Below are 12,430 nucleotides of genomic sequence, written 5' to 3'. Positions count from 1 at the left end.
GCCCGTGTCGCGGTGGAGATCCGATCCCGCGTCGATGTGCCGGAAGCGGCGGAGTCGGATGTCTTGAAGGCGACCTTCAGGGTGGCGAGCTTGCCATGCTGAAGAGCGCGCCGGATCTGCTCAGGCGGGCCACCTGCATGCAGCCGTGTCGTTTCTTCCTCTCTATCGCGACCCGCCGGTGTGTAGTGAGATCGACTTCGTCCTGCAGGGACGCGGCTTCGTCCCGCACGTGATGGCAGGGGCGAGCCCGAGGATGATCGTCCCCCTACGCACACGGTGGCTCAGATGGCCGCCCTCATCAGAGCGGCGCTGCGGCGTTTCTTCGGCTGTTTCCCCGTGCGCGCCAAACCTGTTCGTGGCCGTGGCGGCACTGGCCCTTCACCCTCCGGCGGCGATTACAGGGCCGGCGGGCTGACGGCGGTGATCGCCATCGCGCTCACGGGCATCATCCATGCCCTGCTGCGGCAGGTGTGAAGCCCCACCGGATGGCGGGCGGTGGCCGACCATTTGCTGATTAAGACGGTGTCGCCGCCGTTCCTTGTGGTGGTCTGGCTGCTGTCGCGGCACAGCGGCCCTGCCTGCGCGAGCGCTCCGGGAAGCGGCGCCGCCGGTGCTCTACCTCGCCTTTGTCCGGGCTCGCGGCGGGGCGGACGGCGGGCAGTCCTGCGGGTTTCCGGATCGGGAAAAGCTCGGGGAGCGGTGCATGACGCTGAACACGTCGGTGCTGTCCCCCGTGTTCTCCCGATCGGCGCTCATGTGCCTTGGCCTGGACAGGCCCATCGCCTGGCGTTCTGAGCGTGGACACCGGCCTCGCCTCGAGGCCGGTGCGGGGGCTGCCTCAGGCGAAGCGGCCGTGGCAGTGTTTGTACTTCTTGCCGGAGCCGCAGGGGCACACCTCGTTGCGGCCCACCTTGCCCCAGGTTTCGGGGTCGTTGGGATCACGCTCCACCACCGCCACGTCGCCCGTGAGCAGCGGCTGAGGCCGGGTACCCACCGCCGCGCCGGCGAAGGAGAGCTCGTCCTCGCCGGTGAAGGGATCGGTGTGGTGGGCCTCCATGGGCGGAAGCTCTTCCTGCGCCGGCGGCTGGGCCACGATCTCAACCCGAATGAGCTGGGCGGTGACGATCTCACGCAGCCGGTTCAGCATGGCGGAGAAGAGGTTGAAGGCCTCGGACTTGTACTCGTTCAGCGGGTCACGCTGGGCGTAGCCGCGCAGGCCCACCACCTGGCGCAGGTGATCGAGCATGGCGATGTGCTCGCGCCACAGGTGGTCGAGGGTCTGGAGAAGGATGGACTTCTCCACATAGCGCATGATGTCTGGTCCGTACTGGCCGGCCTTGGCGGCCATGATCTCATCGGCGCGGCGGATGATGCGCTCGGTGACCTCGGGGCCGGCGATGCCTTCCTCCTTGGCCCAGTCCTTCACCGGAAGGTCGAGGGCGAGCACCTCCTTCAGCGCCGCGTCGAGCCCGTCCACGTCCCACTGCTCGGGATAGGCGTTCTCGGGGATGTGCTTGGCCACCATCTCGGTGATGAGGGCGTGGCGCATGTCCTCCACGGTCTCGGCCACATCCTCGTCGTTCATCAGCTCGACGCGCTGCTCGAACACCACCTTGCGCTGGTCGTTGAGCACGTCGTCATACTTCAGAACGTTCTTGCGCATGTCGTAGTTGCGCGCCTCGACCTTCTGCTGCGCCTTCTCCAGCGCCTTGTTGATCCACGGGTGGATGATGGCCTCGCCTTCCTTCAGGCCGAGGCGCTGCAGCATGCCGTCGAGCCGATCCGACCCGAAGATGCGCATCAGGTCGTCTTCCAGCGAAAGGAAGAACTTGGAGTGGCCGGGGTCGCCCTGGCGGCCGGACCGGCCACGCAGCTGGTTGTCGATGCGCCGGCTCTCGTGGCGCTCGGTGCCGAGCACGTAGAGGCCGCCAGCCTTGAGCGCCTTCTGCTTCAGTTCCTCCACCTCGGCCCGGATCTCGGCCTCGGCGGCGGCGCGCTCCTCGCCTTCGGGAAGGTCCTTCAGCTCGGCTTCGATGCGCATGTCCGCCGAGCCGCCGAGCTTGATGTCGGTGCCGCGGCCGGCCATGTTCGTGGCGATGGTGATCGCCCCCGGCACGCCGGCCTGGGAGACGATGTAGGCCTCCTGCTCGTGGTAGCGGGCATTCAGGACCGCGAAGGTCTTGGCCGCGCGGTCCTTCTCCAGCTGCTCACGGCCGGAGAAGGCGGTGGCATCCGAGAAATCCTTCTGCGTGAACCCGGCCTGCTTCAGCAGTTCGGCGAGCAGTTCCGACTTCTCGATGGAGGTGGTGCCCACCAGGATCGGCTGGCCCCGCCCGGCGCAATCCCGGATCAGCTCGATGATGGCCGCGTATTTCTCGCCCGCGGTACGGTAGACCTCGTCATCGTCGTCGATGCGCGAGATCGGCAGGTTGGTGGGGATCTCCAGCACTTCGAGCTTGTAGATGTCGGAGAATTCCGCCGCCTCGGTGGAGGCGGTGCCGGTCATGCCGGCGAGCTTCTCGTAGAGGCGGAAATAGTTCTGGAAGGTGATGGAGGCCAGCGTCTGGTTCTCGGGCTGGACCTGCACGTGCTCCTTGGCCTCCAGCGCCTGGTGCAGGCCTTCCGAATAGCGGCGGCCCGGCATCATGCGGCCGGTGAACTCGTCGATGATCACCACCTCGTCGTTGCGGACGATATAGTCCTTGTCGCGCTGGAAGAGGGTGTGGGCGCGCAGCGCCTGGTTCACATGGTGGACCACCGAGACGTTCTCGATGTCGTAGAGGCTCTCCGACTTGAGCAGGCCCGCCGCGGTCAGCATCTGCTCCATCTTCTCCATGCCCGCTTCCGTCATGGTGACGGTGCGCTGCTTCTCGTCCACCTCGTAGTCCTCCTTGGCGAGGCGCGGGATGTAGGTGTCGATGGTGTTGTAGAAGTCCGAGCGGTCGTCGAGCGGGCCGGAGATGATGAGGGGCGTGCGCGCTTCGTCGATGAGGATCGAGTCCACCTCGTCGACGATGGCGTAGAAGTGCGGCCGCTGCACCATCTGCCCGCGCTCGTACTTCATGTTGTCGCGCAGGTAGTCGAAGCCCAGCTCGTTGTTGGTGGCGTAGGTGACGTCGCTGTTGTAGGCGGCGCGGCGCTCGTCGTCGTCGAGGCCGTGGACGATGATGCCGGTGGACAGACCGAGGAAGCGGTACAGCCGCCCCATCCATTCGGCATCGCGCTTGGCGAGGTAGTCGTTCACCGTCACCACGTGCACGCCCTTGCCGGCGAGCGCGTTGAGATAGACGGGGAGGGTGGCCACCAGCGTCTTGCCTTCGCCGGTCTTCATCTCGGAGATGGAAGCGTCGTGCAGCACCATGCCGCCGATGAGCTGCACGTCGAAATGGCGCATGCCAAGCGCGCGCTTGGCGCCCTCGCGCACGGTGGCGAAAGCGGGCACGAGGAGATCGTCCAGCGTCTTGCCCTCGGCAAGCTGGCGGCGGAACTCGTCGGTGCGGGCGCGGAGCTGCTCGTCGGTGAGCGCCTCCAGCTCCTGCTCCAGCGCATTGATGGCCTGAACGCGGGGACGGTATCCCTTCACCCGGCGATCGTTCGCGGAGCCGAAGAGCTTGCGGGCAAGTCCACCAAACATGGGTTGTGTCTCTGTTCCGATCCGTCAGGTCTCAAGGAGGGCGGAGACGGGCCGCCGGACCCTCCGGTCAACGATGCGCCTTTGCACACCCCCAATGGGGCGTCAGCAAGTCCGAAGGGGCGAAAGAGCGCCGCAGCGACGATACGCGCAGCCGCCGTCCCGCACCCCTTTGGCGGGCAGCATACAAGGCGGAGACTTATGAACGGGGCGGCGCAATGTCAATGCGAGGGGGCGTCAATGGAGAGGCCTCCTTGCAAATCTGCCTCACGCGACGGCGGCCCGGTCGCAGCCGAGGGGTCGTGGGCCGGGCCGATGGCCGACCCCGCGCTTCCCCGCCGGGACCGCATCCCTTCGGACCGGGGATTCGCCGCGAGGAATGCCGGATCGCCCTTGATCGCGCGACGGCTCCGGCATGACGGGCGGAAGAGCCGCAGGCCGGTGCCCGCGGTGCCTCCGCGGCCTTCGCCAGCCGGATGCGCAGGGAAGGGGCCGCGCGCCTTTCCTCATGGAACGTTGCCGCCTTGCACCGATGCCGCAACAAACCGCTTTTGAGCCTTGCGCCGCCAATTCCTTTCATGGACACGTCTCTGACCGGTGCTTAGTATCCGCCGCAACTGCGAAATCGGGGGATAAGGCATGGCGGGGGGTATCAGGGTGTCGGGCGTGCTGAGCCGCGGCGGCATTGTACTCAGCGCGTCTCTGCTTCTCGTCGCCTGTGAAGAGAAGAACACCTATGTGCCCCCACCGGCGCCGACGGTAACCGCGGCGACGGTGCTCCAGCAGCCGATCACGCGCTTCCTGGAGCTGACGGGCAACACCGCCCCCATCAACTCGGTGGATCTGGAGGCCCGCGTGCAGGGCTTCCTCACCAACATCAACTACAAGGATGGCGCCTTCGCCAGCAAGGGCTCGGTGCTGTTCGTCATCGAGCAGGACCAGTACAAGGCGCAGGTGGACCAGGCCAAGGCGCAACTCGCGGCCAACCAGGCCGCCCAGGTGCAGGCCGAGGCCGAGTACAACCGCCAGGCGCAGCTGGCCAAGCAGGACTTCGCTTCCCAGGCCACCCTGGACCAGGCCCGCGCGAAGCGTGATTCGGCGGTGGCCGAGGTGGCGAATGCCGAGGCCTCGCTGCAGCTCGCGCAGATCAACCTGGGCTACACCCAGATCGCGGCTCCTTTCGACGGGGCGGTGACCGCCCACCTTCAGGATGTGGGCGCCCTCGTCGGTTATTCTGGGCCGACCAAGCTCGCCACCATCGTGCAGATCAATCCCATCTGGGTGTGGTTCACGCTCTCCGAGCAGGAGGTGCTCCGCATCAAGGAGGCGCTCGCCAAGCAGGGCCGCTCGATCACCTCGCTGACCCGCGACGTGCCGGATATCCCGATCGAGATCGGTCTGCAGACCGAGACCGGTTATCCCCACGGGGGCAAGATCGACTATATCGCTCCGCAGGTGGACCCGAACCTCGGCACCCTTACCGTCCGCGGCATCTTCCAGAACGACGACTTCGCGCTCCTTCCGGGCCTGTTCGCCCGCGTGCGCGTGCCGCTGGGCAAGCCGGCGGACACGGTCCTGGTGCCGGACTTCGCCATCAACTCCAACCAGCTCGGCACCTATGTGCTGACGGTGGGGGCGGACAATGTGGTGTCCCAGACCCAGGTGACGCTCGGCCAGCTCCAGGCGAACGGCCTGCGCGCCATCGAGAGCGGGCTGAAGCCGACCGACCGCGTCATCATCAACGGCATCCAGCGCGCCGTGCCCGGCTCCAAGGTGCAGGTGGAGGACGGCAAGATCGTCGGCGTCGCCCCGCCGAAGCTGGACGAGGGGGACAAGCCCCTGCCGAAGCCCGCCGGCGTCGCGCCGGCAGATGCGCCGTCGAAGGCGGCCCCGTCCGTGGCACCGAAGAACTGATCCCGCCCTCGAACGTCAGGCAGCGCCCATGATCTCGCGCTTTTTCATCGAGCGGCCGGTCCTTTCCAACGTGCTCGCTCTGGTTTTCGTGCTGATCGGGCTTGTCTCGCTGATCCGCCTGCCGGTCTCGCAATATCCGAACATCGTGCCGCCGACGGTGTCGGTTTCCACGAGCTATCCGGGGGCCTCCGCCAAGACCCTCATCGATACGGTCGCCCTGCCCATCGAGCAGCAGGTGAACGGTGTCGAGGGCATGCTCTACATGCAGTCCTGGTCGGCATCGGACGGCACCTACACGCTCATCGTCACCTTCGCCATCGGCACCGATCCGAACATGGCGCAGGTGCTGGTGCAGAACCGCGTGAACATCGCCTTGTCCTCGTTGCCCTCGGCGGTGCAGGCCCAGGGCGTCACCATCCTGCAGAAGGGCACCTCGATCCTCGAGTTCGTGACCCTGATCTCGCCGGACGGGCGCTATGACGGCCTGTTCCTGAACAACTACGGCATCATCAACGTCCAGAACGAGCTGGAGCGGGTGGAGGGTGTGGCCAACGTGTCGGTGTTCGGCGCCGGCACGTATGCCATGCGCGTGTGGATGGATCCGGACCGCATGCAGGCGTTCGGCCTGACGCCCACGGACGTTTCCAACGCCATCCAGAAGCAGAGCCAGGTGGTTACCCCCGGCCAGCTCGGCCTGCCGCCGGCACCGGCCAACGCCTCGTTCCAGTACACGGTGAACGTCGCCGGCCGCCTCGACGACGTGAAGGATTACGAGAACATCATCGTCAAGGTCGACAATTCGGACGGCGGGCGCATCGTCCGCATCCGCGACATCGGCCGGGTGGAGCTGGGCTCCCAGAGCTACTCCAAGGACTTCATGCAGGACAACAAGCCTGCGGCCGGCATCGGCATCTTCCAGCTGCCCTCCGCCAACGCCCTCGACGTGGCGAAGCGCGTGGCGGCGAAGATGGAGCAGCTGAAGAAGAGCTTCCCGGAAGGCCTCGACTACAACATCCCCTTCGATACGACCCTGTTCGTGACCGCCTCTATCAACGAGGTGTGGAAGACCCTGTTCGAGGCGGCGATCCTCGTGCTGGTGGTGATCCTGCTCTTCCTGCAGGACTGGCGGGCGACGCTGGTGCCCGCGACCACGGTGCCGGTGACCATCATCGGCGCCTTCGCGGCCATGGACGCGCTGGGATTTACCATCAACCTCTCGACCCTGTTCGCCATCATCCTCGCCATCGGCATCGTGGTGGACGACGCCATCGTGATCGTGGAGGGCGTGGCGCGGCACATCGAGGAGGGGATGGAGGGCCAGCCTGCGGCCGAGAAAGCCATGGACGAGCTGTTCGGCCCGGTGGTCGGCATCACCCTGGTGCTGATGTCGGTGTTCCTGCCCGCTTCCTTCATTCCCGGCCTGACGGGGCAGATGTTCAAGCAGTTCGCGCTCGTCATCGCCGCCACGGCCTTCATCTCGGCCATCAATGCGGCGACGCTGAAGCCGACCCAGTGCGCGCTCTGGCTGCGCAAGCCGGTGCCGCCGGAGAAGCGCAACTTCATCTACCGCGGCTTCAACGCCGTCTACGCCAGGGCGGAGCACTGGTACGCCGGGCTCATCAGCCGGATGGTGCACCACTCCAAGCTCATGGTGCTCATCGCCATCGCGCTGATGAGCGTGGCCGGCTATGGCCTCACGCGCATTCCCACGGCATTCCTGCCCATCGAGGACCAGGGCTACTTCCTCGCCCACGTGCAGCTGCCCGACGCCTCGAACCTCAACCGCACCAAGCGGGTGATGGCGGAGGTCTCCGAGCGCATCCGCAAGGTGCCGGGCGTGCAGACCGTGCTCGCCATCTCCGGCATCTCGGTGCTGGACAATTCCTCCACGCTGGCGAACGCGGGCGTCACCTACATCACCCTCGACCCGTGGGACAAGCGCTACGCCACCCAGGGGCAGGACCTGCTCTCGCTCTACAACAACCTGAACAAGGCGGTCTCGGACGTGGAGGAGGCGGAGGTTCTCATCCTCGTGCCGCCGGCCATCCAGGGTATCGGCAACGCCGCCGGCTTCACCATGCAGCCGCAGCTGCGCGACGGCAATTTCGACTACCGCCTGCTGGAGCAGATCACCACCTCCATCGTCGACAAGGCGCGGGCGCAGTCGGCCCTGGCCCACATCTCCTCCTCCTTCCGCGCCGGGGCGCCGCAGATCGAGCTGGAGGTCAACCGGGTGAAGGCGGAAACGCTCGGTGTGACGGTCGGCCAGGTGTTCCAGACCATCTCGTCCTATCTCGGCTCCACCTACGTCAACCAGATCAACAAGTTCGGCAACGTCTTCCAGGTCTATGTGCAGGCCGACGCGGGCTATCGCGTGACGCCGGCTGACCTTTTGAACCTCAAGGTGCGCACGCCCCAGGGGAAGATGGTGCCCATCGGCACGCTGGTGGACGTGCGGACCGTGCTCGGCCCGCCGCTGATCTCGCTCTACAATCTTTATCCCTCGTCCTCCGTCGTGGGATCGAACGCGTCCGGCTTCTCCTCGGGGCAGGCGCTGTCGCTGATGGAGCAGATCGCCGCCTCCACCCTGCCGCCGGGCGCCGGCTTCGAATGGACCGCCATGTCCTACCAGGAGAAGGCGGTCGGCAATCAGATCTACTATGTGTTCGGCCTCGCCATCCTGCTGGTCTACTTCGTGCTGGCGGGCCAGTATGAGAGCTGGATCCAGCCGCTGTCGGTCATCCTCGCGGTGCCGCTGGCCCTGCTCGGCACGGTGAGCGCGCTTCTGGGGCTGGGGGTCGCCAACAATCTCTACACCCAGATCGGCCTGGTGCTCCTGATCGCGCTCGCGTCCAAGAACGCCATCCTCATCGTCGAATACGCCCGCGAGAAACGGGCGGAGGGCATGGAGATCATGGATGCGGCGGTGGAGGCCTCGCGCCTGAGGTTCCGCCCCATCCTGATGACCTCCTTCGCGTTCATCCTCGGCGTGCTGCCGCTGGTGTTCGCCACCGGCGCCGGCGCCAATTCCCGAAAGTCCATCGGCATCGCCGTGGTCTCCGGCATGCTCGCCTCCACCTGCCTCGCCGTGTTGTTCGTGCCCTCCTTCTACACGGTCCTGCAACGCTTCGAGGAGAAGCTGAAGGCGAAGAAGAAGAAGGCCGGCGGCGCGCCGCCCGAGCCGGAGGAGCCCTCCGCTGGCCATGGCGTGCCCCCCGCCCCCGCATCTGCCTGAAGGCGGAGCTGTCGCGCTGCCTCTTTCAGCGGCACTTGCCTGACATCGAGGCGAGTGTCGCCGCAAAGTCGCGCTTCCGCCCCATAAGGGCGTTGTCTAACCTTGGCCGAGCCATTCGCCCCTTAACCTTGGGCCGTTGCCCGCAGGACCAGGTGCCCTAAATGTCGATCCTCGCGAGCCTGCATCACGTCACGAGCTACACCTACGGCCGCCCGGTGCTGCTCGGGCCGCAGACCATCCGCCTGCGCCCGGCGCCGCACAGCCGGACGGAGATCCCCGCTTATTCGCTCAAGATTTCGCCTGCCGAGCATTTCATCAACTGGCAGCAGGACCCGTTCGGCAACTGGCTCGCCCGCATCGTCTTCCCGGAGAAGGTGGAGGAGTTCAAGGTCGAGGTCGACCTCCTCGCCAAGCTCGACGTGATCAATCCCTTCGACTTCTTCGTCGAGGAGTATGCCGAGAACTTCCCCTTCACCTATGCCCCCGAGCTGAAGGCGGAGCTGGCGCCCTATCTGGAGCTGGAGCACGAGGGCGACCTGTTCGCCGAGTACCTCGCCTCGATCCCGCGCGAGAAGCTGCGGATCGTCGATTTCCTCGTGTATCTCAACCAGCGCCTGCAGGGGGAGATCGGCTACGTCATCCGCATGGAGCCGGGCGTCCAGACTCCCGACGAGACGCTCACCAAGAAGCTCGGCTCCTGCCGGGACACCGGCTGGCTGCTGGTGCAGCTGCTGCGCCACCTTGGCCTCGCCGCCCGCTTCGTCTCCGGCTATCTCATCCAGCTGAAGCCGGACGTGGCGGCGCTTGACGGCCCCTCGGGCACGGACGTGGACTTCACCGACCTGCACGCCTGGTGCGAGGTCTACGTGCCGGGCGCGGGCTGGATCGGCCTCGACCCCACCTCGGGCCTGCTGTGCGGCGAGGGCCACATCCCGCTGGCCGCGACGCCGCACTACCGTTCCGCGGCGCCCATCACCGGCTATCTCTTCGAGAAGGCGGAGACGGAATTCGGCTTCGACATGAGCGTCACCCGCGTGGCCGAGGCGCCGCGCGTGACGCTGCCCTTCTCCGACGAGACCTGGGCCGCCCTCGAGGAGATCGGCCACAAGGTGGACGAGGACCTCAAGGCCGGCGACGTGCGCCTGACCATGGGCGGCGAGCCCACCTTCGTCTCCATTGACGACTACCAGTCTCCGGAATGGAACACGGAGGCCCTCGGCGGCCAGAAGCGCGTGCGCGCGGACGACCTCATCCGCCGCCTGCGCCGCCGCTTCAAGACCGACGGCGTGCTGCACTACGGCCAGGGCAAGTGGTACCCGGGCGAGACGCTGCCGCGCTGGTCGTTCGACCTGTTCTGGCGCAAGGACGGCCAGCCCTTGTGGCGGCGCGAGGACCTGATCGCCGACGAGGCGACGGACCATGGCGTCACCGCGGCGGACGCCGAGCGATTCTGCAAGGCCGTCGCCGAGAAGCTCGCGGTGGGCAGCAGCTTCGTGATGCCCGCCTTCGAGGACAACATCTACTACATGTGGAAGGAGCAGAACCTTCCCGAGAACATCGCCCCCGGCGATCCGCGCATGGCGGACGAGGTGGCCCGGCGCATGATGGCGCGCACCTTCAACCAGGGCCTCGGTACGCCCACCGGCTCGGTGCTGCCGCTGCGCAGGGTGTGGACCGCGCAAGGGCCGGCCTGGCGCTCGGAGGAATGGACCTTCCGCCGCCAGTTCCTCTTCCTCATCCCGGGTGAGAGCCCCATGGGCTATCGCCTGCCGCTGGAATCCCTCCACTATCTGGCGCCCACGCGCTACCCGTACATCGTCGAGGCCGACCCGTTCGAGCCACGCGGCCCGCTGCCCGATGCCGAAGAGGTCGCCGCCCGCTACCGGGCGGGGCAGGGCGGTGACGCGTCCGCCCCGGGCGTCCACGCAGGCTCGGATGTGGGCGCGGGATTGCCCCGCCACTCCGTCGCCCCGCGCACCGAGGCCTACGGCGCCGGCGCGCGCGCGCAGGAGCTGGTGCGCCAGTATCTCGCCAAGAACGACACGCAGATCTTCACCGCCGACACCCGCACCGCGCTCTGCGTTGAGCCGCGCGGCGGCCGCCTGTGCGTGTTCCTGCCCCCTGTGGAGGTGCTGGAGGACTATATCGACCTCATCGCCGCCATCGAGCAGGTGGCGATCGAGCTCAACACGCCGCTCCACCTGGAAGGCTATCCGCCGCCGTTCGACTATCGCCTCAATCTCATCCGCATCGCGCCCGATCCGGGCGTGATCGAGGTGAACGTGCATCCGTCCGACACCTGGGCGGGCTGCGTGGAGATCACCCGCATCCTCTATGAGGAGGCGCGGCTTGCCCGCCTCGGCACGGAGAAGTTCATGGTGGATGGCCGCCACACCGGCACCGGCGGCGGCAACCATGTGGTGGTGGGCGGCGGCATCCCGGCCGACAGCCCGTTCCTGCGCCGGCCGGACCTCCTGAAGAGCCTGCTGCTCTACTGGCAGCGGCATCCGTCCCTGTCCTATTTCTTCTCCGGCCTGTTCATCGGCCCCACCTCCCAGCACCCGCGCGTGGACGAGGCGCGGCACGACAGCCTCTACGAGCTGGAGATCGCCTTCGCCAAGTTCCCGCTGCCGGGTTCCGGCGAGGCGCCGCCCGCCCCGTGGCTGGTGGACCGGTTGCTGCGCAACCTGCTGGTGGACGTGACCGGCAACACCCACCGCACGGAAATCTCCATCGACAAGCTCTATTCGCCGGACGGTCCCACCGGCCGGCTGGGCCTCGTGGAGTTCCGCTGCTTCGAGATGCCGCCGGACTGGCGCATGAGCCTTGCCCAGCAACTGCTGCTGCGCGCCCTCATCGCCCGCCTGTGGACCAAGCCCGTCCACGGACACTGCACGCGCTGGGGCACCATCCTCAACGACCGCTTCATGCTGCCGCATTATGTGTGGCAGGACTTCCTCGACGTGCTCGATGACCTGACCGACGCCGGCTACGCCTTCGATCCCGAGTGGTTCAAGGCGCAGTTCGAGTTCCGCTTCCCGGCCTACGGCAAGGTGCAGAGGGCGGGCGTGGACCTGGAGATCCGCCAGGCGCTCGAATGCTGGCACGTGCTCGGTGAGGAGGGCGTCACCGGCGGCACGGCGCGCTATGTGGACTCCTCCGTGGAGCGCCTCCAGGTGAAGGTGGAGGGCTTCAACCCGTCGCGCCACATCGTCACCTGCAACGGCCGCAAGCTGCCGGTCGCTCCGACGGGTCGCAACGGCACCTTCGTCGCCGGCGTGCGCTACAAGGCGTGGCAGCCCTGGTCGGGATTGCATCCGACCATCCCGGTGCACTCGCCGCTCACCTTCGATGTGATCGACACCTGGAGCGACCGCTCGCGGGGCGGCTGCGTCTACCACGTGTCGCATCCGGGCGGGCGCAGCTACGACACCTTCCCCGTCAATTCCTACGAAGCCGAGGCGCGTCGCCTCGCCCGCTTCCAGGATCACGGCCACACCCCGGGGGTGGTGCATGTGGTGTCCGAGCCGGCGCCGGACGAGTTCCCGACCACCCTCGACCTGCGCCGGCCCATCGGCGCGTGATCCCTGGCGGTTCGACTGCGGCGGATGGAGCCCATCCGTCGCCATCACGTTGAACCACAACTCCTT

At 67.0% G+C, this 12,430-nt stretch carries 5 protein-coding genes; 4 read left to right on the top strand and 1 reads right to left on the bottom strand.

What is annotated here, in order from left to right; all coding sequences use genetic code 11:
- The first annotated feature begins 285 nt into the window (after positions 1-285).
- Positions 286-474, top strand: coding sequence for a hypothetical protein (locus tag V5F59_RS19615; RefSeq protein WP_393976792.1), 189 nt, complete (start codon positions 286-288; stop codon positions 472-474).
- Positions 475-838: 364 nt separating this feature from the next.
- On the opposite strand, the gene secA is transcribed toward V5F59_RS19615, so the two are convergent.
- Complete coding sequence (secA, locus tag V5F59_RS19610) at positions 839-3,634, bottom strand: preprotein translocase subunit SecA (RefSeq protein ID WP_393976790.1); 2,796 nt, start codon at positions 3,632-3,634, stop codon at positions 839-841.
- Positions 3,635-4,270: 636 nt separating this feature from the next.
- Here secA and V5F59_RS19605 point away from each other — a divergent pair.
- From V5F59_RS19605 to V5F59_RS19595, 3 genes are all read left to right on the top strand, one after another.
- Entirely contained in the window at positions 4,271-5,545 is a 1,275-nt protein-coding gene (locus tag V5F59_RS19605) for an efflux RND transporter periplasmic adaptor subunit (protein WP_393976788.1), read from the top strand.
- 28 nt (positions 5,546-5,573) lie between these two features.
- The gene (locus V5F59_RS19600; protein ID WP_393976786.1) at positions 5,574-8,780 is read left to right on the top strand and encodes an efflux RND transporter permease subunit; all 3,207 of its coding nucleotides are present in this window, start codon (positions 5,574-5,576) and stop codon (positions 8,778-8,780) included.
- Positions 8,781-8,941: 161 nt separating this feature from the next.
- Positions 8,942-12,364 (top strand): transglutaminase family protein, encoded by a 3,423-nt coding sequence (locus V5F59_RS19595; protein ID WP_393976784.1) that lies wholly within the window; start codon positions 8,942-8,944, stop codon positions 12,362-12,364.
- The last annotated feature ends 66 nt before the right edge of the window (positions 12,365-12,430 follow it).

Source organism: Xanthobacter nonsaccharivorans, assembly GCF_043194755.2.
Lineage (GTDB): Bacteria > Pseudomonadota > Alphaproteobacteria > Rhizobiales > Xanthobacteraceae > Xanthobacter > Xanthobacter autotrophicus_G.
This window is presented reverse-complemented; position numbering and strand designations above follow the sequence as displayed.